General features: G+C 72.5%; 1 pseudogene (only partly in view). It reads right to left on the bottom strand.

Annotation, left to right across the window (positions count from 1 at the left end):
• Positions 1 to 24,962: pseudogene (locus RM609_RS01365) on the bottom strand (SDR family NAD(P)-dependent oxidoreductase); its annotated part runs 6,355 nt beyond the window's last position; the annotation flags it as partial.

Consider the following 24,962-nt stretch of genomic DNA (forward strand, 5'->3'; position numbering starts at 1 on the left):
TCAGATCTCGTCGGAGAGGCCGAGCTCGTTGTCGAGGAGGTCGAAGACGTCCTCGTCGGAGGCGGAGTCGAAGTCGAACTCCGCGTCCTCCCCGGCCCCGGCCTCGGTCGCGGCGCCGATGCCGGCCACCTTGCCGCTGTCGCGCAGGGCGCCCCACTTGGACCGGAGCACCTCCAGACGGCCGGCGACCCGCTCGAACATCTCCTCGGTGATCTCCAGGCCGAGGAAGGCCTTCTCGAGCTTGTCGAGATCGCCCAGGACCGCCTCCGGGCCGGAGGGCGAGTCCGCCGGGGCCACCTTGGCGTACAGGTGGTCCACGAGCTCACCGGCCGTCGGGTAGTCGAAGAGCAGCGTCGCCGGCAGCCGGACGCCCGTGAGCGCGCTGAGCCGGTTCCGCAGCTCGACCGCCGTGAGGGAGTCGAAGCCGAGGTCCCGGAACGCCTTGGCCGGGTCCACCTCCCCACCACCGGCGTGCCCGAGGACCACGGCGATCTGCCCCCGGACGGCGTCCAGCAGGACCTCACGCCCCTCCACCGCCGACAGCCCGGACAGCCGCTGGGCGAGATCGGCGGCGGCAGCGCCACCACCGGCCCCCGCGGAGGCCGCCCGGCGGCCCGGCGTACGGATCAGGCCGCGCAGCAACGGCGGCACCTCACCCCGCGAGCGCAGCGCCGCGAGGTCCAGCCGCACCGGAAGCGTCACGGGCTCGTCCGCCAGGGACAACGCCCTGTCGAACAACGCCACACCCTCCTCCGCGGAGAGCTCCGGCATGCCCGTACGGGCGATCCGCTGGACGTCGGCCTCGGTCAGCGTGCCCGTCATACCGCTGTCCTGGGCCCACGGGCCCCAGGCGAGCGACGTGCCGACGAGTCCCTCGGCCCGGCGGTGCCGGGCCAGGGCGTCGAGGAACGCGTTGCCTGCCGCGTAGTTCGCCTGGCCGGGGGTACCGAAGGTGCCCGCGGCGGAGGAGAAGACGACGAAGGCGTCGAGGTCGAGAGCCTTGGTCGCCTCGTGGAGGTTCCAGACAGCGTCGACCTTCGGCCGGAGAACGGTGGAGATGCGATCCGGGGTGAGGGAAGCGACGATTCCGTCGTCCAGTACGCCGGCGGTGTGCACCACGGCCGTGATGCGGTGCCGGGAGACGAGCCCGGCCACGGCGGCGTGGTCGGTCACGTCGCACGCTTCCACCAGCGCCTCGACGCCGTGGGCGGCAAGCTCGGCGACGAGTTCCTGGGCGCCCTCGGCGGCGGGGCCGCTCCGGCTGACCAGGAGGAGGCTGCGTACGCCGTGGTGGGTGGCCAGGTGCCGGGCGACGATACGGCCGAGACCGCCCGTACCACCGGTGACCAGGACCGTACCGTCGGAGCGCCAGGGGGCCTCAGCCGCCGGCTCGGCCGTCACGCGGGCGAGGCGGGCGGCGAGGAGTTCGCCGTCCCGGGCCAGCAGCTGCGGCTCGTCCAGGGCGAGTGCCCGCGGCAGGACGGACGCGGTGGCGTCGTCGTCGCCGTCGAGATCCACCAGGCCGAAACGGCCCGGGTTCTCCGACTGCGCCGAACGAACCATGCCCCACACCGCCGCACCGGCCAGATCGCCACCCGTGGTGGCGCCACGCGTGACGAACGTCAGACGCGACTCCTCGAACCGCTCCTCCACCAACCACGACTGAAGCAGACCGAGGACACGAGCGGTGAGCTCGTGCGTCGAAGCCACCACATCAGCCTCGCCACCGACCTCGACCACAACCGCCGCAGGAACAGCGTCCGCCTCGGTCAGCGATTCGAGATCCACGTACGAGACGGCTTCGGCGTCCGTGGCCTGGACCGGAGCCCAGTCGAGCGCGAAGAGGGAGTCGCGGTCGGCGGTGTTGAGCTGGTCGGTCGAGATCTGCCGGACCACGAGCGAGTCGACGGAAGCAACGGGCGCACCCGTCGTATCGGCGATCGCGATCGAAATCCCGCCGCCGTCGGCGGCCGTACGGATACGGACCCGGACGGCGGAAGCACCAGTGGCGTGGAGCGAGACGCCCGTCCACGAGAACGGAACTCCGCCCTGGCCTTCACCCTCGCCACCGCTGAACGCGGCGGCGTGCAGGCTCGCGTCGAACAGCGCCGGGTGGAGGCCGAACGCCCCACCGTCGGTGCCCTCCGGCAGCGCCACCTCGGCGAACACGTCGTCGCCGAGCTTCCACGCCGCCCGCAGACCCTGGAACACCGGACCGTACGCGAAACCGGCCTCCGCGAACCGCTCGTAGGCGTCCACGACATCGACCGCTTCCGCTCCGGCCGGCGGCCATGCCGAGGCAGCGAATTCCTCCGCCTGCGCGTCGCCTGTAGCGAGGTATCCGCTGGCATGCAGCGTCCACGGCTCCTCTCCCGTACGGGAGTGGATCGTCACCGCGCGACGGCCCGCCTCGTCGGGCTCACCGACCCAGACCTGCACCTGGACACTGCCCCTCTCGGGCAGGACCAGCGGCGCGGCCAGCGTCAGCTGCTCCAGCAGGCCGCAACCCGCCTCGTCACCGGCCCGCAGCGCCAGCTCCACCAGCGCCGTACCCGGCACCAGCACCGAACCCAGCACCACGTGGTCGCCGAGCCAGGGGTGGGACTGGACGGACAGCCTGCCCGTGAAGAGGAAGCCATCGGTGTTGACCAGTTCCACCGCAGCGCCCAGCAGCGGGTGCTCGGCGGAGCCGAGGCCCGCGAACCGGACGTCCCCGGCGCGTACGGCCGTGCCCGTGGGCCAGAACCGCTGGTGCTGGAACGCGTACGTCGGCAGGTCCACGCGGCGCGCGCCCGTACCCGCGAAGAACGCTGTCCAGTCCACCTTCACACCGTGGACGTGCAGTTCGGCGAGTGCGCCGACGATCGCCGTCTCCTCGCCCCTGTTCCTGCGGAGCGCGGGGACGAGGGTGGCCGGTTCGGTCAGCGACTCCTCGGCCATGGCGGTCAGGACGCCGTCGGGGCCGAGCTCCAGGAAGCGGGTCACACCCTCGGACTGCAAGGTGCGTATCCCGTCGGAGAAGCGCACCGCCTCACGGACGTGCCGCACCCAGTAGTCGACAGAGGCCAGCTCCTCGGGCTTGGCGAGGTCACCGGTGAGGTTGGAGACGACCGGAATGGCCGGGGTGCCGAAGGCGATGCCCTCCAGGGCCTCCCGGAACTCCGCCAGCATCGGCTCCATCAGCGGCGAGTGGAACGCGTGCGAGACGCGCAGACGGCTCGTCTTACGACCCTCGGACTCGAAATGGGAAGCGATCTCCAGAACGGCTTCTTCCGCACCCGAGACCACGACCGACGACGGGCCGTTGACAGCCGCGATCGAGACACCGTCCGTCAGCAACGGCAGGACCTCGACCTCCGTCGCTTGGACCGCCACCATCGCACCACCCGAAGGCAGCTCCTGCATCAGCCGCCCACGAGCGGCGACGAGCCGGCAGGCGTCGGCCAGCGAGAGGACGCCGGAGACGTGTGCCGCCGCGATCTCACCGATCGAGTGCCCGGCGACGAAGTCCGGGCGTACGCCCCACGACTCGACCAGCCGGAACAGCGCGACCTCGACCGCGAACAGGCCGGCCTGGGTGAAGACGGTCTGATTGATCAGCTCCTCGTCCTCACCCCAGACGACATCCTGAAGCGGACGCTCCAAGTGCTCGTCCAGGCCCGCGCAGACCGCGTCGAACACCTCGGCGAACACCGGGAAGCGGGAGTGCAACTCCCGGCCCATGCCCAGCCGCTGGGAGCCCTGGCCCGAGAACAGCAGCGCCGTCCTCCCCGAGCCCACCGGGCCCTCGACCACACCGGCAGCGGGCTCACCCGACGCCAGCGCGGCGAGTGCTCCCGTCAGCGACTCCGCGTCGGCGGCCAGTACCACCGCACGATGCGCGAAGCTCGACCGGCTCGACACCAGCGAGAAGCCGATATCCGTCGGCCGACGGCCGTCGACGTGCGTCAGCAGGCGCGCGGCCTGTTCCCGCAGAGCGGCCTCGGTCTTGCCGGACAGCACCCAGGGCACGACCGCGCCCGACTCGGGGGCTTCCACAAACTCCGGCTCCGGCTCGGCCTGCTCCGGCTCGGCCTGCTCCAGGATCACGTGCGCGTTCGTCCCGCTGATGCCGAACGACGACACACCCGCCCTGCGCGGTCCTTCACCCTCCGGCCAGGCCGTCTGCTCGGTCAACAGTTCCACGGCGCCCGCGGACCAGTCCACGTGCGTGGACGGCCGGTCGACGTGCAGCGTCTGCGGAAGGACTCCGTGCCGCATCGCCATGACCATCTTGATGACACCCGCGACACCGGCCGCCGCCTGCGTGTGGCCGAGGTTGGACTTGATCGAGCCGAGCAGCAGCGGCCGGTCCTCCGGCCGCCCCTGACCGTACGTGGCCAGCAGCGCCTGCGCCTCGATCGGGTCACCCAGAGTGGTGCCCGTGCCGTGCGCCTCGACCGCGTCGACATCCGCGGTGGACAGTCCGCCGCTGGCGAGCGCCTGGCGGATGACCCGCTGCTGCGACGGACCGTTCGGGGCCGTCAGACCGTTCGAAGCACCGTCCTGATTGACCGCCGAGCCGCGCACGGTCGCCAGAATCCGGTGGCCGTTGCGACGGGCGTCCGACATACGCTCCAGGACCAGCATGCCCACACCCTCGGACCAGCCGACGCCGTCGGCCGCCTCCGCGAACGCCTTGCTCCGGCCGTCCGGGGAGAGTCCGCGCTGACGCGAGAACTCGATGTACGTGGTCGGGGTCGACATCACCGTCACACCGCCGGCCAGCGCCAGCGAGCACTCGCCCGAGCGCAGCGCCTGCGCCGCCAGATGCAGCGCGACCAGCGACGACGAGCACGCCGTGTCCACCGTCACCGCCGGACCCTCGAAACCGAAGGTGTACGACACCCGGCCCGAGGCCACACTGCCCGCGCTCCCGCTGCCCTGATAGCCCTCGAACTCAGGCCCGGAGAGAAGGTTGGCGTAGTCGTTGTACATCACGCCGGCGAAGACGCCCGTCTGGCTGCCGCGGAGCGACACCGGGTCGACGCCGGCCCTTTCGATCGCCTCCCACGTCGCCTCCAGCAGCAGACGCTGCTGAGAGTCCGTCGCCAGGGCCTCACGAGGGCTCATGCCGAAGAACGCCGGATCGAACTCCGCCGCCTCCCGCAGGAAACCGCCCTCACGGGTGTAGACGGTCCCCATGTGGTCGGGGTCGGGGTTGTAGAGCGCGTCGAGGTCCCAGCCGCGGTCGGCCGGGAAGCCGGAGACCGCGTCCACGCCGTCCGACACCAGCCGCCACAGGTCCTCGGGCGACGAGACCCCGCCCGGGAAGCGGCAGCTCATCCCGACGATCACCACCGGGTCGTCCGCGACCGGCGGCAGCACCCGCACCGGGACGACAGCCCCGGCCTCGGTGTCCCCGCCGAACAGCTCCTCCAGCAGGAAGCCCACCAGGGCCCCCGCTGTCGGGTAGTCGAACACCACTGTCGCCGGCAGCCGGAGGCCGGTCACCGAACGCAGCCTGTTGCGGAGTTCGACGGCCGTCAGGGAGTCGAAGCCGAGGTCCTGGAAGGCTCGGGTCGGGTCCACTTCGGCGGAGCCGGCATGGCCCAGGACCGTGGCGATCTGCCCGCGCACGACGTCGAGCAGCGCCTCGTGCCGTTCCGGCGCGGGCAGCCCGGCCAGGCGCTGGACCAGCCCGGAGGCCGCGGCCGCGCCCGCACGGCGAGTGGCCCGCGTACGGATCAGCCCGCGCAGCAGCGGCGGCACTTCGCCCCGGTTCCGGAGCACCGGCAGGTCGAGACGGACGGGCAGCACTGCCGCCTCACCGCCGGCGGCGGCGCCGGCCAGCGCCGCGTCGAACAGCGCCAGTCCCTGCTCGGGCGACAGCGGCGGCATGCCCGCACGCGTCATCCGCTCGGCCTCGGCCTCGCTCAGCGCGCCGGTCATACCGCTGTCCTGCGTCCACGGTCCCCAGGCGAGCGACAGGGCCGCTCCCCTGCCCTCGGCGCGCCGCATCAGCGCGAGTGCGTCGAGGAAGGCGTTGCCGGCCGCGTAGTTGGCCTGGCCGGGGCTGCCGAAGGTACCGGCGACGGAGGAGAAGGTGATGAAGGCGTCGAGGTCGAGGTGCTCGGTGGCCTCGTGGAGGTTCCAGACAGCGTCGACCTTCGGACGGAGGACCGTGGAGATGCGATCCGGGGTGAGGGAGGCGATGGTTCCGTCGTCGAGCACACCGGCGGTGTGCACCACGGCCGTGATGCGATGCCGCGAGACGAGCTCGGCCACGGCGTCCGGGTCCGCGACGTCGCACGCTTCCACGGCCACGTCGACACCCTCGGCGGCCAGCTCGGCGACGAGTTCCTGGGCGCCCTCGGCGGCGGGGCCGCTGCGGCTGACCAGGAGGAGGCTGCGTACGCCGTGGTGGGTGGCCAGGTGCCGGGCGACGATACGGCCGAGACCGCCCGTACCACCCGTGACCAGGACCGTACCGTCAGGGCTCCAGGAGACCTCGGCGGTCGACTGCTTCTCCACGCGTGCCAGCCGGGGAGCCAGGAACTCACCGTCCCGGGCCAGCAACTGCGGCTCGTCCAGGGCGAGTGCCCGCGGCAGGACGGACGCGGTGGTGTCGTCGTCGCCGTCGAGGTCCACCAGGCCGAAACGGCCCGGGTTCTCCGACTGCGCCGAACGAACCATGCCCCACACCGCCGCACCGGCCAGATCGCCACCCGTGGTGGCGCCACGCGTGACGAACGTCAGACGCGACTCCTCGAACCGCTCCTCCGTCAGCCACGACTGAAGCAGACCGAGGACACGAGCGGTGAGCTCGTGCGTCGACCCTACGACGTCGGCCTCACCGCCGACCTCGACCACTACTGCTGCGGGAACAGCGTCCGCCTCGGTCAGCGAGTCGAGATCCACGTACGGGACGGCTTCGGCATCCGTGGCCTGGACCGGGGTCCAGTCGAGCCGGAACAGCGAGTCCCGGTCCACTGTGTTGAGCTGGTCGGCCGCGATCGGCCGGACCACGAGCGAGTCGACGGAGGCGACAGGCGCACCCGCCGCATCAGCGATCGCGATCGACATTCCACCGCCGTCGGCGGCCGTACGGATGCGAACCCGGACGGCGGAAGCACCAGTGGCGTGGAGCGAGACGCCCGTCCACGAGAACGGGACACCGCCCTGGCCTTCGCTTTCGCCACCGCTGAAGGCAGCGGCGTGCAGGCTGGCGTCGAACAGCGCCGGGTGGAGGCCGAACGCCCCACCATCGGTGCCCTCCGGCAGCGCCACCTCGGCGAACACATCATCGCCGAGCTTCCACGCCGCCCGCAGACCCTGGAACACCGGACCGTACGCGAAACCGGCCTCCGCGAACCGCTCGTAGCCGCCTGCCATATCAATGGCCTGGGCGCCTTCCGGCGGCCATACCGTCGCGTCGAACGCGGCGGCGGAGCCGGCACCGTCGGCCAGTGTGCCCTGCGCGTGGAGGGTCCACGGCTGGTCCTGACCGTCGTCGGGCCGCGAGTGGACGGTCACGGCGCGGCGGCCCGCGACGTCGGGCTCGCCGACCCGGACCTGCACCTGGACGCCACCCCTCTCGGGCAGGACCAGCGGCGCGGCCAGCGTCAGCTCCTCCAGCAGACCGCAACCCGCCTCGTCACCGGCCCGCAGCGCCAGCTCCACCAGCGCCGTACCCGGCACCAGCACCGAGCCCAGGACGGCATGATCGGCCAGCCACGCGTGGGTCTGGAGCGACAGCCGCCCCGTGAAGAGGAAACCGTCGGAGCCCGCCAGCTCCACCGCCGCACCCAGCAGCGGATGGTCGGCCTCGGACGAGATGCCGAGAGGCGTCATCACCGCCGGCCAGAAACGCTGGTGCTGGAAGGCGTAGGTGGGAAGGTCGATGCGACGGGCACCGGTACCGGTGAAGAACGCCGCCCAGTCCACCTGCTCACCGGAAGTGTGCAGCCGGGACAGCGCATCCACGACAGCGGTTTCCTCGGCCTGGTTCCTGCGCAGAGCGGGAATCAAGCTGGCTTCGCCGGTGAGCGAGGTCTCGGCCATGGCGGTCAGGACACCGTCGGGGCCGAGCTCCAGGAAGCGGGTCACACCCTCGGACTGCAAGGTGCGTATCCCGTCGGAGAAGCGGACCGCCTCACGGACGTGCTGCACCCAGTAGTCGACAGAGGCCAGCTCCTCGGGCTTGGCGAGGTCACCGGTGAGGTTGGAGACGACCGGGACGGCCGGGGTACCGAAGGAGATGCCCTCCAGGGCCTCCCGGAACTCCGCCAGCATCGGCTCCATCAGCGGCGAGTGGAAGGCGTGCGAGACGCGCAGACGGCTCGTCTTACGACCCTCGGACTCGAAATGGGAAGCGATCTCCAGAACGGCTTCTTCCGCACCCGAGACCACGACCGACGACGGGCCGTTGACAGCCGCGATCGACACGTCGTCCGTCAGCAGCGGCAGGACCTCGTCCTCCGTGGCCCGGACCGCCACCATCGCACCACCCGAAGGCAGCTCCTGCATCAGCCGCCCACGAGCCGCCACCAGCGCACACGCATCCGCCAGCGAGAAGACCCCGGCCACATGCGCCGCCGCCACCTCACCGATCGAATGACCGGCCACATACTCCGGGCGTACGCCCCACGACTCCATCAGCCGGAACAGCGCGACCTCGACCGCGAACAGCCCGGCCTGGGTGAAGACGGTCTGATTGATCAGCTCCTCGTCCTCACCCCAGACCACCTCGCGCAGAGGCCGGTCCAAGTGCTCGTCCAGGCCCGCGCACACCGCGTCGAACGCATCCGCGAACACCGGGAAGCGCCCGTACAACTCCCGGCCCATGCCCAGCCGCTGCGACCCCTGACCCGAGAACAGTACGGCCAGCAGCCCCTCGGCCCGGGGGCCGTTCGCCGCCTCGCCGCGCGCCAGGGCGCGCAGGCCGGCGACGAGCTCGTCGGGCTCCGTGCCGACGATCGCCGCGTGGTGATCGAGGGCAGCCCTGGTCGTGGCGAGCGAGAACGCCACGTCGAGCGGGCTGTGATCGGCCCCGGCGTCCAGCAGCGTCAGCAGGCGCTCGGCCTGTGCCCGCAGGGCGTTCTCGTCGCGGGCGGACAACAGCCACGGCACCACGACCGGCGCCGCGTCCCTCTCCGCCTCGTTCTCCATCGGCGGTGCCTGCTCGACCAGGACGTGTGCGTTCGTACCGCTGATGCCGAAGGACGAGATGCCGGCCCGGCGCGGGCGGCCGGTCGTACCCCACTCCCTGGTCTCCGTCAGCAGGCGCACGCTTCCCTCGGACCAGTCGACGTTGGACGACGGCTCGTCCACGTGGAGGGTGGAGGGCAGGACGCCGTTCCGCATCGCCATGACCATCTTGATGACGCCCGCGACACCGGCGGCGGCCTGGGTGTGACCGATGTTGGACTTCACCGAGCCCAGCCACAGCGGCTGGTCCTCCGGCCGGTCCTGACCGTACGTGGCCAGCAGCGCCTGCGCCTCGATCGGGTCACCCAGCGTGGTGCCCGTGCCGTGGGCCTCGACCGCGTCGATCTGGTCGGCGGCGAGGCGGGCGTTGGCGAGGGCCTGGCGGATGACCCGGCGCTGGGACGGGCCGTTGGGCGCCGTCAGGCCGTTGGACGCGCCGTCCTGGTTGACGGCGGAGCCACGGACCACGGCGAGCACGGGGTGGCCGTTGCGCAGGGCGTCCGACAGCCGTTCCACGACGAGGAAGCCTGCGCCCTCGGAGAAGCCCGTGCCGTCGGCAGCCGAGGCGAAGGACTTGCAGCGGCCGTCCGACGCGAGCGCGCCCTGACGGCCGAACTCCGCGAACACGCCCGGGGTCGACAGCACGGTGACACCGCCGGTCACGGCGAGGGAGCAGTCGCCCTGCCGCAGGGACTGCACGGCGAGGTGCAGCGCGACCAGGGAGGACGAACACGCGGTGTCCACGGACACGGCGGGCCCCTCCAGGCCGAGCTTGTAGGAGACCCGGCCGGACACCACGCTGCCGTTGCCGTCGCTGCCCGGGTAGTCGTGGTACATCACACCGGCGAAGACACCGGTCCGGGTGCCCTTGAGCGAGGTCGGGTCGATGCCCGCCCGCTCCAGGGCCTCCCAGGACAGCTCCAGGGTGAGCCGCTGCTGGGGATCCATGGCGAGGGCCTCGCGCGGGGAGATCCCGAAGAACGCGGGGTCGAAGCCGGCCACCTCGTCGAGGAACCCGCCCAGGCGGGGGTACTGGCCCGCGTCCTGGAAGCCCTCCCAGCCGCGGTCCTCCGGGAACGCGGAGATCGCGTCGCCACCGGACGTCACCAGCCGCCACAGGTCCTCGGGGCTGGTCACGCCGCCCGGGTAGCGGCAGGCCATGCCGACGATGGCGATGGGCTCGTGCCGGGCCGCGGAGAGCTCGCGGTTGTGCTTCCGGAGCCGGGCGGTCTCCCTACGGGCGGCCAGCAGCGCTTCGCCGTCGGTGTCGACGGCTTCGTCGACGCTGATGTCGGACGCTTCCTCCGCATCCGGGCCGGTCGGCAGTCCTCGTACCTCCGCGAGTTCGAGGAGGCTGTCCATCAGGCCCGCGTCGCGCAGCCGGTTCGTCGGGATCGTCTGGAGTGCCCGGCGGATGTCGTCCTCGACGCCGCCGGCACCGGGTCCGTCCGTCACCGGGGCCAGCTGGGCCTCGATGTGGTCGGTGACGGCGCGGGAGTTGGGGTGGTCGAAGACGAGCGTGGCGGGGAGGCGGAGTCCGGTGATGCGGTTGAGCTGGTTGCGCAGCTCGGTCGCCGCCAGGGAGTCGAAACCGAGCTCCTGGAACGCCCGGTCCGGCCCGATCGCCTCAGCCGACCCATGCCCGAGGACGGCCGCCACCTGACCACGCACGATCTGAAGCACCGCGCGGTTTCGTTCGTTGGCCGACAGTCCCGCGAGCCGCTGTTCGAAGCCGGCCGGTTCGCCCGCCGCCATGCCGTCCCCGGCGGCCGCCGATCGGCGTACCGCGGGGGCGAAGCCGCGCAGGAGGGCGGGGATCTCGTCGGTACGGGTGCGCAGGGCGGCCGTGTCGACGTGGATGGGGACGACCGTGGGCCGCTGGGAGCGCAGCCCGGCCGCGAACAGTTCCAGGCCGGCCTCGTACGAGAGTGCCGGGACGCCCTGGTTGGCCATGCGCTTGCGGTCGATGTCGCTGAGGTACTGGCCGAGCCCGGCGCCGACCTCCCAGAGGCCGTACGCCATCGCGGTGGCCGGCAGCCCCTCGGCGTGGCGCTGCTGCGCCAGGGCGTCGAGGAAGACGTTGGCCGCCGCGTAGTTGCCCTGCCCGGCGGTCAGCACGAGGCCGCCCGCGGACGAGAACAGTACGAACGCCGCCAGGTCCATCTCACGGGTCAGCTCGTGCAGCCACCAGGCCGCGTCCGCCTTCGGCGCGAGCACGGAGTCCACCTGCTCGCGAGTGAGGGCGTCGACCAGTGCGCTGTCGCCGATTCCGGCAGCGTGGATCACAGCGGTGAGCGGCCGGTCGGTGGTGATTCCGTCCACCACAGCGACCAGCGCCGCACGATCGGACACATCACAGGCGACGACGCTTACGTCAGCACCCATGGCGGTCAGCTCCGCTACGAGCTCCGGCGCACCCGGGGCCTCCAGGCCCCGGCGACTCGTCAGCGTCAAGTACCGGACACCACGCTCGGCCACGAGGTAACGGGCCACGACCGCGCCCAGACCACCCGTGCCACCGGTAATCAGCACACCACCCTCGACATCGAGGGAGACATCCGCTGCCGGAGAGGTCACACGCACCAGGCGCGGCACCAACACCTCGCCACCACGGACCGCCACCTCCGGCTCACCCGAAGCCAGCGCCGTGACCAGCGCCTCCCCCGGCTCGCCATCGGCGTCCACCAGGACGAACCGGCCCGGGTTCTCCGCCTGCGCCGAACGCAACAGACCCCACACCGGAGCCTGCACCACATCCAACGCCGCACCATCAGCCACAGCCACCGCGTTGCGGGTCACCACAGCCAACCGCGAACCCTCGAAGCGCTCGTCGGACAGCCAGCGCCGGATCGCGTCCAGTGCGTGGTGCAGTACGGTCCGTACGCCGTCGGGCACATCGCCCTCCGGTGTCACGCCGCAGTCCAGCACCACCACATCCGGCACGGCGCCGGGTTCCGCGCCCATGGCCTCGTCCCACGGCGCCCACGACACCGACGCACCGTCGACCGCCGTCACCGCACCGGACCACTCGATCCCGTACAGCGACTCGCCCGAGCCGTCACCCGCGTCGAGTTGCTCGGCCGACACCGGTCGGCCGACCATCGAGCCCACGGAGAGGACCGGTCGCCCGGTCGTGTCAGCGACAGCCAGTGCCAGCCCGCCGTCGTCGAGCCGCGACAGGCGCACCCGGACCGCCGAGGCGCCCACGGCGTGCAGCGCCACATCGGTCCATGCGAAGGGAATCCTGGTCTCGCCGTCGCCCGCGCCGGAGAGGATCGCGGCGTGCATCGCCGCGTCCAGCAGCGCCGGGTGGAGGCCGAACGCCCCACCGTCGACGCCTTCCGGCAGCGCCACCTCGGCGAACAGCTCATCGCCGGCCCGCCACGCGGCCCGCAGGCCCTGGAATACCGGGCCATAGCCGTAGCCGTGCTCGCGCAGCGTCTCGTACGCGCCGTCGAGCCGTACCGGTTCCGCGCCGGCCGGCGGCCAGGCGCTCAGGTCGAACGCCGCCGTCTTCTGAGCGTCGGCCGTGAGGAATCCGGAGGCGTGGCGGACCCACGCGCGGTCGCCCGCGTCCTCCCGTCGCGAGTACACGGCCACCGGGCGACGCCCGGCCTCGTCCGTGCCCACGACGACCTGGACCTGTATCGCGCCGCGCTCGGGCAGCACCATCGGCGCGGCGAGCGTCAGCTCCTCCAGCACGTCGCAGCCGACCTCGTCACCGGCCCGGACGGCGAGCTCCAGCAGTCCGGTGCCCGGGACGAGTACGGTGCCCCGCACCGCGTGGTCGGCGAGCCACGGGTGCGTCGACACCGACAGCCTGCCCGTGAGGACCACGCCGTCCGAGTCGGGCAGCCGCAGGACCGCGCCCAGCATCGGGTGTGTCACCGTGTCCACACCGGTGGCGCTCAGGTCGCCCGTGCCGGTCGTGGCGTTCACCCAGTACCGCTCGCGCTGGAAGGCGTAGGTCGGCAGGTCGAGACGGCGTGCGTTCCGGCCGGCGAAGTACGCGTGCCAGTCCACGGCGGCGCCGTGTACGTGCAGATGTCCGAGAGCGGTCACGAGGTTCGTGGCGTCGTCCCTGCCCTTGCGGAGAGCGGACACCGTCAGGGCACCGTCGTCCGTGGCGTCGCCCAGGGTGTCCTTGACCATCCCGGTGAGCACGGCGTCGGGGCCGAGCTCCAGGAAGCGGGTCACACCCTCGGACTGCAGGGTGCGTATCCCGTCGGAGAAGCGGACCGCCTCACGGACGTGCCGCACCCAGTACTCGGCGGACCCGAGCTCCTCGGCCGTCGCGAGCGCGCCGGTGAGGTTGGAGACGACCGGGACGGCCGGGGTGCCGAAGGCGATGCCCTCCAGGGCCTCCCGGAACTCGGCCAGCATCGGCTCCATCAACGGCGAGTGGAAGGCGTGCGAGACGCGCAGACGGCTCGTCTTACGACTTTCGGACTCGAAGTGCCCGGCGATCCTTGCAACCGCCTCCTCCGCGCCCGAGACCACGACCGACGACGGGCCGTTGACAGCCGCGATCGACACGTCGTCCGTCAGCAGCGGCAGGACCTCGTCCTCCGTGGCCCGGACCGCCACCATCGCACCACCCGAAGGCAGCTCCTGCATCAGCCGCCCACGAGCCGCCACCAGCGCACACGCATCCGCCAGCGAGAAGACCCCGGCCACATGCGCCGCCGCCACCTCACCGATCGAATGACCGGCCACATACTCCGGCCGAACACCCCACGACTCCACCAGCCGGAACAGCGCCACCTCGACCGCGAACAGCCCGGCCTGGGCATACACCGTCTGGTTGACCAGCTCCTCGTCCCTGCCCCAGACGACGCCCCGAAGCGGACGCTCCAGGTGCTCGTCCAACCCCGCGCACGCCGCGTCGAACGCATCCGCGAACACCGGGAACCGGGAGTACAGCTCCCGGCCCATCCCCAGCCGCTGCGACCCCTGACCCGAGAACAGCACGGCCGTCGAGTCGTTGCTCCGCGCGGAGGCCGTGAAGGCGGCGGGTACGGACTCGCCGCGTGCGAGGGCCTCCAGGCCGTCGAGCAGCTCGGCGCGGTCCGTGCCGACGACGGCCGCACGGCACTCCAGGGCCGACCGGGTCGTGGCCAGTGAGTGCGCCACCTCGAACGGCGTGAGCTCCGGGCGAGCGGCGACGAACGACCGGAGCCGGTCGGCCTGGTCACGCAGCGCCTCCGGCGTGGCGGCGTGGACCAGCCACGGCACGATGCCGGCGGAGTCGTCATCCGGTTCGGGGGTCTCCGGCCGCGGTCCCTGTTCCAGGACCACGTGCGCGTTCGTGCCGCTGATACCGAAGGCCGAGACGCTCGCGCGCCGCGGGTGGCCGGTCTCGGGCCACGCGGTCGGCTCGGTCAGCAGTGCCACGGCACCGGCCGACCAGTCGACGTGCGGCGAGGGCTCGTCCACGTGCAGGGTCTTCGGCAGCAGGCCGTTCCGCATCGCCATGACCATCTTCATGACGCCCGCGACACCCGCCGCCGCTTGCGCGTGACCGATGTTGGACTTCACCGAGCCCAGCCACAGCGGCTGGTCCTCCGGCCGGTCCTGACCGTACGTGGCCAGCAGCGCCTGCGCCTCGATCGGGTCACCCAGCGTCGTACCCGTACCGTGCGCCTCCACCGCGTCGACGTCGGTGGGCGCGAGGCCGGAGTTCTCCAGGGCCTGGCGGATCACCCGCTGCTGCGAGGGGCCGTTGGGGGCGGAGAAGCCGTTGCTGGCCCCGTCCTGGTTCACCGCTGTGCCCCGTACCACCGCGAGCACCTCGTGGCCGTTGCGCACGGCGTCGGAGAGCCGCTCGACGAGGAGGACGCCCGCGCCCTCGGACCAGCCGACGCCGTCGGCCGCACCGGCGAACGCCTTGCAGCGGCCGTCGGCGGAGAGCCCGCGCTGACGGCTGAACTCGATGAACATGCCCGGCGTCGACATCACCGTCGCACCGCCGGCCAGCGCCAGCGAGCACTCGCCCGAGCGCAGCGCCTGCACCGCGAGGTGCAGCGCGACCAGCGACGACGAGCACGCCGTGTCCACCGTCACCGCCGGGCCCTCGAACCCGTAGGTGTAGGACACGCGGCCGGATACGACGCTGCCTCCGCTGGTGCCCGAGGGCGACACGTTCAGGGCGTAGTCGTGGTACATGACTCCGGAGAACACGCCGGTCCTGCTGCCCTTGAGCGTGGCCGGGTCGATGCCGGCGCGTTCCATCGCCTCCCAGGACACCTCAAGGAGGAGTCGCTGCTGCGGGTCCATGTAGGTGGCCTCGCGGGGCGAGATGCCGAAGAACCCGGGGTCGAAGTCGGCCGCGTCGTGGAGGAAGCTGCCACGGCGCGTGTAGCTCTTGCCGTCCTTGCCCGGCTCGGGGTCGTAGAGGTCCTCGACGTTCCAGCCTCGGTCGACAGGCAGGTCGGAGACGGTGTCGACGCCGTCGACGACCAGCCGCCACAGGTCCTCGGGGGACGCGACGCCGCCGGGGTAGCGGCAGGCCATGCCGACGATGGCGATCGGTTCGTCGTCCAGGGGACGTCGGCCATCGCCCCGGGCCGCGCCGCCCGCCACGGTCACCGCACCGGCCGTCGTCCCGTCCTGGTCGGCGACCAGGGTGAGGATGTGGTCGGTGACGGCGCGGGAGTTGGGGTGGTCGAAGACGAGCGTGGCGGGGAGACGCAGACCGGTGATGCGGTTGAGCTGGTTCCGCAGCTCGGTCGCCGCCAGGGAGTCGAAACCGAGCTCCTGGAACGCCCGGTCCGGCCCGATCGCCTCAGCCGACCCATGCCCGAGGACGGCCGCCACCTGACCACGCACGATCTGAAGCACCGTACGGTTTCGCTCGCCGTCGGTGAGTCCGGCCAGGCGTGCCCGCAGGCCGGTGGCCGTGACGGTGGTCGCGTCGGCGGCCGTGGCACGCCGGACCCGGGGGGCGAGGCCGCGCAGGAGGGCGGGGACCTCGTCCGTACGGGTGCGCAGGGCGGCGGCGTCGACGTGGATGGGGACGACTGCGGGCCGCGGTGACCTCAGTCCGGCCGCGAACAGCTCCAGGCCGGCCTCGTGCGACAGCACGGGCACGCCCTGGGTGGCCATGCGCTTGCGGTCGATGTCGCTCAGGAACTGACCGAGCCCGGCGCCCACGTCCCACAGCCCGAAGGCCATCGACGTCGCGGGCAGCCCCTCGGCGTGGCGCTGCTGCGCCAGGGCGTCGAGGAAGACGTTCGCGGCCGCGTAGTTGCCCTGCCCGGCGGCGAGGACGAGCCCGCCGGCCGAGGAGAAGGTGACGAAGGCCGTCAGGTTCATCTCACGGGTCAGCTCGTGCAGCCACCAGGCCGCGTCCGCCTTCGGCGCGAGCACGGAGTCGACGCGCTCGGGGGTGAGCGCACCGACGAGGCCGTTGTCGCCGATTCCGGCAGCGTGGATCACAGCGGTGAGCGGCCGGTCGGTGGTGATTCCGTCCACCACAGCGACCAGCGCCGCACGATCGGAGACGTCGCAGGCGACGACGCTTACGTCAGCACCCATGGCGGTCAGCTCCGCTACGAGCTCCGACGCACCCGGGGCCTCCAAGCCCCGGCGACTCGTCAGCGTCAAGTACCGGACACCACGCTCGGCCACAAGGTAACGGGCCACGACCGCGCCCAGACCACCCGTGCCACCGGTAATCAGCACACCACCCTCGACATCGAGGGAGACTTCCGCTGCCTCAAGCGCAGGCGCCAGACGCACCAGGCGCGGCACCAACACCTCGCCACCACGGACCGCCACCTCCGGCTCACCCGAAGCCAGCGCCGCCATCGGCACTTCCTCAAGCCCACCGTCAGCGTCGACCAGGACGAACCGGCCCGGATTCTCCGCCTGCGCCGAACGCACCAGACCCCACACCGGAGCCTGCACCACATCCAACGCCGCGCCATCAGCCACAGCCACCGCGTTCCGTGTGACCACAGCAAGACGCGAACCCGCGAAGCGCTCATCGGACAGCCACGTCTGCACCGCGTCCAGCACACGGCCCAGCACTGTCCGTACGCCGTCGGGCACATCGCCCTCCGGCGTCACGCCGCAGTCGAGCACCACCACATCCGGTACGGCATCGGGTTCCGCGCCCATGGCCTCGTCCCACGGCGCCCACGACACCGACGTGTCGTCCACGGCCGTTGCGCCCGACCACTCGATCCCGTACAGCGGCCGGCCCGTTCGTCCTCCGGCGTCCAGTTGCTCGGCCGAGACCGGCCGGCCCGCCACGGAGCCCACCGTGAGCACCGGTCGGCCCGTCACGTCGGAGACCGTCAGCGACAGCGCGCCGTCGCCCTCGCGGGACAGGCGTACCCGGACCGCCGAGGCGCCCACAGCGTGCAGGGCCACATCGGTCCACGCGAAGGGGATCATCGTCCCGCCCTCGCCGTCAGCGGCGAGGATCGCGACGTGCATGGCCGCGTCCAGCAGCGCCGGGTGGAGGCCGAACGCCCCGCCATCGGTGCCTTCCGGCAGCGCCACCTCGGCGAACAGCTCATCGCCGGCCCGCCACGCGGCCCGCAGACCCTGGAACACCGGGCCGTACGCGTAGCCGTACTCCGCGAACGTCTCGTACGCGCCCTCGACGGGCAGCGGCTCGGCGCCCGGCGGGGGCCAGGCGGCCGACGTACCGGCGCCGGTGTCGGTTTCGGGGGTCACGGCTCCCGAGGCGAGCACGCCGGTGGCGTGCTGGGTCCAGGGGTCGAGCGCCCGGCCCTCCGGCCGGGAGTGGACACCGAGGCTGCGGCGCCCCGTCGCGTCCTGTGCGCCGACGCGCACCTGGATCTGTACGGCGCCGCCCTGCTCGGGCAGCAGCAGGGGCGCGGTGAGCGTGAGTTCCTCGACGAGGTCGCAGCCGACCTCGTCACCGGCCCGGACGGCCAGTTCGAGCAGGCCGGTGCCGGGGACGAGCACCGCGCCCTGGACGACGTGGTCCGCGAGCCACGGCTGCGACTGCACGGACAGCCGTCCGGTGAGCAGGTAGCCGTCGGCGTCGGCGAGTTCGAGGGCGGCGCCCAGCATCGGGTGTCCCGCCGCGCCCAGGCCGGCGAAGCGCACGTCGCCGGCGCGGGCCTGCACGCCCGTGGGCCAGAACCGCTCGCGCTGGAACGCGTACGTCGGCAGGTCGACGCGGCGTGCCCCGGTACCGGCGAAGAGCGCCGGCCAGTCGGCGTCCGCGCCGAGAACGTAGAGGCGGGCGACGGCGTCGAGGAGCGCCCGCTCCTCGTCCCGGCCCTTGCGCAGGGCGGGGGCGAAGACGGCCTCGTCGTCAGCCGGTGCCACGATCGGCTCCGCCGCCAGGGCGGACAGGGAGCCGTCCGGTCCGAGCTCCAGGAACGACCGCACGCCCGACGCCCACAGCGTCCGCACGCCGTCGGCGAAGCGGACCGCCTCACGGACGTGCCGCACCCAGTACTCCGGGGACCGGAGCTGTTCGTCGGTGGCGGGTTCGCCGGTCAGGTTCGACACGAGGGGGATCGCCGGGGTGCCGTACGTCAGGCTCTCGGCGACTGCGCGGAAGTCCGCGAGCATCGGCTCCATGAGCGGCGAGTGGAAGGCGTGCGAGACGCGGAGCGGGGTGGTCTTGCAGCCCTGCTCCTCAAGGCGGGCGCGGACCGTCTCGACGGCCTCCGCGGCTCCGGAGAGCACCACCGACGACGGTCCGTTGACCGCCGCGACGGCGACCTCGTCCGTCAGCAGCGGCCTGACCTCGTCCTCGGTGGCCCGTACGGCCACCATGGCGCCGCCCGACGGCAGGGCCTGCATCAGCCGGCCGCGGGCCGCGACGAGCCGGCAGGCGTCGTCCAGCGAGAAGACACCCGCGACGTGCGCGGCCGTGATCTCGCCGATGGAGTGGCCGAGCAACTGGTCCGGGCGTACGCCCCAGGACTCCAGCAGCCGGAAGAGCGCGACCTCGACGGCGAAGAGTCCCGTCTGGGCGTACACGGTCCGGTTCAGCGCCTCCGCGTCGTCGCCCCAGACGACGTCGCGGAGCGGCAGCTCCAGGCCCAGGTGCTCGTCCAAACCGGCGCACACCGCGTCCAGCGCCTCCGCGAACGCGGGGAAACGCGCGTACAGCTCCCGGCCCATGCCGAGCCGCTGGGAGCCCTGGCCGGAGAAGAGGAAGGCGACCTTGCCGGAGCGCGTCGTTCCCTCCGCGAGCTCCTCCGACCGGCCGGCCGCGAGCGCCGACAGGGAAGCCAGGACGTCATCGCGTTCCGCACTCAGCAGCACGGCGCGGTGGGGGAAGACCGCCCGGCTCGTCACCAGCGAGTGCGCGACATCGGTGAGCCGCAGCTCCGGCTGGTCCTGGAGGTGGGTCAGCAGACGCGCCGCCTGGTCCCGCAGGGCCGCCTCGGTCCTACCGGACAACAGCCAGGGCAGTACGGCACCCGACTCCTGGGTGTCACCGTCGTGCTCCGGCTCCGGCTCCGGCTCGGCCTGCTCCAGGATCACGTGCGCGTTCGTCCCGCTGATGCCGAACGACGACACACCCGCCCTGCGCGGCCCCTCGCCCTCCGGCCAGGCCGTCTGCTCCGTCAGCAGTTCCACGGCGCCCGCGGACCAGTCCACGTGCGACGACGGCTCGTCGACGTGCAGCGTGCGCGGCAGGACGCCGTGACGCATCGCCATGACCATCTTGATGATCCCGGCGACGCCCGCCGCCGCCTGCGTGTGGCCGAGGTTGGACTTCACGGAGCCGAGCAGTAGCGGCCGGTCCTCCGCCCGGTCCTGGCCGTACGTGGCCAGCAGCGCCTGCGCCTCGATCGGGTCACCCAGTGTCGTACCCGTGCCGTGTGCCTCGACGACATCGACATCGCCGGTGGACAGTCCGCCGCTGGCGAGCGCCTGGCGGATCACGCGCTGCTGCGACGGGCCGTTCGGGGCCGTCAGACCGTTCGAAGCGCCGTCCTGATTGACCGCCGAGCCCCGCACGGTCGCCAGGATCCGGTGGCCGTTGCGACGGGCGTCCGACATGCGCTCCAGTACGAGGATGCCGGCGCCTTCGCCCCAGCCGACGCCGTCGGCGCCGTCCGCGAAGGACTTGCACCGGCCGTCGGCGGAGAGCCCGCCCTGGCGGGAGAACTCGACGAAGGTCAGCGGCGTCGACATCACCGTCACACCGCCGGCCAGCGCCAGCGAGCACTCACCCGAACGCAGCGCCTGCGCCGCCAGATGCAGCGCGACCAGCGACGACGAGCACGCCGTGTCGACCGTCACCGCCGGACCCTCAAAGCCGAAGGTGTACGACACCCGGCCCGAGGCCACACTGCCCGCGCTGCCACTGCCCTGGTAGCCCTCGAACTCAGGCCCGGAGAGGAGCTGGGCGTAGTCGTGGTACATGACGCCCGCGAAGACACCGGTCCTGCTGCCGCGCAGCGTGGCCGGGTCCATTCCGGCCCGCTCCAGGGCCTCCCACGTCGTCTCCAGCAGCAGCCGCTGCTGGGCGTCGGTGGTCAGGGCCTCGCGGGGGCTCATCCCGAAGAACTCGGGGTCGAACTCGCCCGCGTCGTGGAGGAATCCACCGGACCGGGTGGCGATGGCGCTCTCACGGTCCGGGTCGTCGAGGTCCCAGCCACGGTCCGTCGGGAAGCCGGAGACCGCGTCCACGCCGTCCGACACCAGCCGCCACAGCTCCTCCGGGGACGAGACCCCGCCCGGGAAGCGGCAGCTCATCCCGACGATCACCACCGGGTCGTCGACGAGCGACGGCAGCGCGCCGACGGCCTGGAGCGAAGCCTCCGGCTCCGCCCCGAAGAGCCCGTCGTACAGATGACCCACCAGGGCCCGGGCGGTGGGGTAGTCGAACACCGCCGTCGCGGGCAGCCGCAGGCCCGTCGTCTTGCCGAGCCGGTTGCGGAGCTCGATGGCGGTCAGGGAGTCGAAGCCGAGGTCCTGGAAGGCCCGCGACGGATCGACCGTGCCCGCGTCCGCGTGGCCCAGCACGACGGCGATCTGCGTACGGACGAGGTCCAGCAGCGCGTCGCGCCGCTCGGCCTCGGAGACCGCCGCCAGCCGCCGGACCAGGCCGGAGGCGACAGCGGTGCCCGCGCCGGCCGTACGCCGGACACGGGTGCGGACGAGGCCGCGCAGCAGCGCGGGCACCTCGCCCTGCGCCCGCAGAGCCGCGAGGTCCAGACGTACGGGCAGCAGCGCCGGCCGCGACGCGGCCACCGGCAGGGCGGCGTCGAACAGCGCGAGGCCCTGCTCGACGGACAGCACCGGCATACCGGAACGCGCGATCCGCTGGACGTCGGCGTCGGTCAGCGTGCCCGTCATGCCGCTGTCCTGGGCCCACGGGCCCCAGGCGAGCGACGCACCGGTCAGCCCCTCGGCATGACGGCGCATGACGAGAGCGTCGAGGAAGGCGTTGCCTGCCGCGTAGTTCGCCTGACCCGCGCTGCCGAAGGTACCGGCGACGGAGGAGAAGACGACGAAGGCGTCGAGGTCGAGAGCCTTGGTGGCCTCGTGGAGGTTCCAGACAGCGTCGACCTTGGGCCGCAGGACGGCAGAGAGACGATCCGGGGTGAGGGAAGCGACGATTCCGTCGTCGAGCACACCGGCGGTGTGCACGACCGCCGTGATGCGGTGCCGGGAGACGAGATCCGTCACTGCCGCGCGGTCCGCGACGTCGCACGCTTCCACGGCCACGTCGACGCCCTCGGCGGCCAGCTCCGCCACCAGCTCCTCGGCGCCCTCGGTGGCCGGGCCGCTCCGGCTGACCAGCAGGAGGCTGCGTACCCCGTGGTGGGCGGCCAGGTGCCGGGCGACGATACGGCCGAGACCGCCCGTACCGCCCGTGACCAGGACCGTACCGTCGGCCCGCCAGGAGACTCCGTCCGCCGGCTCAGCCGTGACGCGGGCCAGCCGGGCGGCCAGCACCTCGCCGCCACGGATCAGCAGTTGCGGCTCGTCCACGGCCAGCGTACGCGACAGGACAGAGGTGTCGTCGCCGTCGAGACCGTCGAGGTCCACCAGGCCGAACCGGCCCGGGCTCTCCAGCTGCGCCGACCGGACCAGCCCCCACACGGCGGCACCCGCCAGGTCGTCGCCCGCGACGGCCCCATGGGTGGTGAACACCAGGCGCGAGGACGCGAACCGCTCCTCGCCGAGCCACGACTGGACGAGCTCAAGGGTGCGTGCGGTCGCGGTGTGGACCGAGTCCGCCACGTCATCGGAATCAGCCGCCGACGTCATCTGCGTCACCGAGGCCACGACGACGGCCGGGACGGCATCGTCGTCGCTCAGCGTCGCGAGGTCCGCGTACGGCACGGCTTCGGCGTCCGTGACCTGGACCGGGGTCCAGTCGAGGGCGAAGAGCGAGTCGCGGTCGGCGGTGCGGAGCTGGTCGGCCGCGATCGGCCGGACCACCAGCGACTCCACGGACGCGACCGGGACACCGGCCGTGTCCGTCACGGCGATGGACAGCCCGCCGTCGACGGCGGCGCGGATACGGGCCCGTACCGCCGACGCCCCGGTGGCGTGCAGCGAGACGCCGGTCCACGAGAACGGGACGCCGCGGCGGTCCTCGGAGCCGGTGACCGCGGAGGCGTGGAGGACGGCGTCGAAGAGCGCCGGGTGCAGACCGTAGGCGCCACCGTCCACGTCCTCGGGCAGCGCCACCTCGGCGAACACGTCGTCACCGAGCTTCCACGCCGCCCGCAGGCCCTGGAACACCGGACCGTAGTCGAAGCCCGCCTCCGCGAACTCCTCGTAGCTGTTCGCGACATCGACCGGCTCGGCACCCGCCGGCGGCCATGTCACGGCATCGAAAATCTGCGGTTCGGCGTCCTCAGCGGTGAGGAAACCGTCGGCGTGCAGCGTCCACGGCTCGTCACCCTCACGCGAGTGGACGGTCACGGCGCGACGGCCCGCCTCGTCGGGCTCCCCGACGCGCACCTGCACCTGGACGCCGCCCTGCTCGGGCAGGACGAGCGGCGCGGCGAGCGTCAGTTCCTCCAGTCCCGCGCAGCCGACCTCGTCACCGGCCCGCAGCGCCAGCTCCACCAGAGCCGTACCCGGCACCAGCACCGAACCCAGGACGGCGTGATCGGCCAGCCAGGCGTGGGTCTGGAGCGACAGGCGTCCCGTGAAGAGGAAGCCGTCGGAGCCCGCGAGCTCCACCGTCGCGCCCAGCAGCGGGTGGTCGGCGGAACCCAGGCCCGCGAAGCGGACGTCCCCGGCGCGTGCGATCGTGCCCGTCGGCCAGAACCGCTGGTGCTGGAACGCGTACGTCGGCAGGTCCACGCGCCGCGCGCCCGTCCCGGCGTACACGGCGGCCCAGTCCACGGTGGCACCAAAGACGTGCAGCTGGGCCAGGGCGGTGAGTGCCGTCGGTTCCTCGGGCCGGTCCTTGCGCAGGACGGGCACGAGCACGGCGGCCTCGTCGGTCAGCGACTCGCGGGCCATGGCGGTCAGCACACCGTCCGGGCCCAGCTCCAGGAAGCGGGTCACGCCCGCGCCGTGGAGGGTGCGGACGCCGTCGGCGAAGCGGACGGCCTCGCGGACGTGGCGGACCCAGTAGGCGGCGGAGGCCAGTTCCTCGGGCTCGGCGGTCTCACCGGTGAGGTTGGAGACGACCGGGATGGCCGGCGTGCCGAAGGACAGGCCCTCCACGACCTCCAGGAACCGCCCGAGCATCGGTGCCATCAGCGGCGAGTGGAAGGCGTGCGAGACGCGCAGGCGGCTGGTCTTCCGGCCCTCGGCCTCGAAGTGCCCGGCGATCCTTGCGACCGCTTCCTCCGCGCCCGAGATCACCACGGACGTGGGGCCGTTGACGGCGGCGATCGTGACATCGTCCGCGACCAGCGGCAGGACCTCGTCCTCCGTGGCCCGGACCGCCGCCATCGCACCGCCGGCGGGCAACTCCTGCATCAGTCGGCCACGAGCCGCCACCAGCGCGCACGCGTCCGCCAGGGAGAACACCCCGGCTACGTGTGCCGCCGCGACCTCGCCGATCGAGTGCCCGGCGACGAAGTCCGGGCGTACGCCCCACGACTCGACCAGCCGGAACAGCGCGACCTCGACCGCGAACAGCCCGGCCTGGGCATACATCGTCTGGTTGATCAGCTCCTCGTCCTCGCCCCAGACCACCTCGCGCAGAGGCCGGTCCAAGTGCTCGTCGAGGCCCGCGCAGACCGCGTCGAACGCGTCGGTGAACACCGGGAAGCGCCCGTACAGCTCCCGGCCCATGCCCAGCCGCTGGGAGCCCTGGCCGGAGAACAGCACCGCCGTCCTGCCCGAGTCCCCCGCCGAGCCCTCGACCATACCGGCAGCGGGCTCACCCGACGCCAGCGCCGCGAGCGCCCCCGTCAGCGACTCCATGTCCGTACCCAGCACCACCGCACGATGCGCGAAGCTCGACCGGCTCGACACCAGTGAGAAACCCACGTCCACGGGTCGCTGCCCGTCGACGTGTGCCAGGAGACGCGCCGCCTGGTCCCGCAGGGCCTCCTCGGTCCTGCCGGACAGTACCCAGGGCACGACCGCGCCCGACTCCGGGGCGTCCGCCAACTCCGGCTCAGGCTCGGCCTGCTCCAGGATCACGTGCGCGTTCGTCCCGCTGACGCCGAACGACGAGACACCCGCCCGTCGCCGGCCGCCTTCCGCGGCCGTCCACTCGACAGGTGCGGTCAGCAGCTCCACCGCACCCGCCGACCAGTCCACGTGTGTGGACGGCTCGTCGATGTGCAGGGTGTGCGGCAGGACGCCGTGCCGCATCGCCATGACCATCTTGATGATTCCGG

The organism is Streptomyces hesseae, assembly GCF_031845785.1.
Lineage (GTDB): Bacteria > Actinomycetota > Actinomycetes > Streptomycetales > Streptomycetaceae > Streptomyces > Streptomyces hesseae.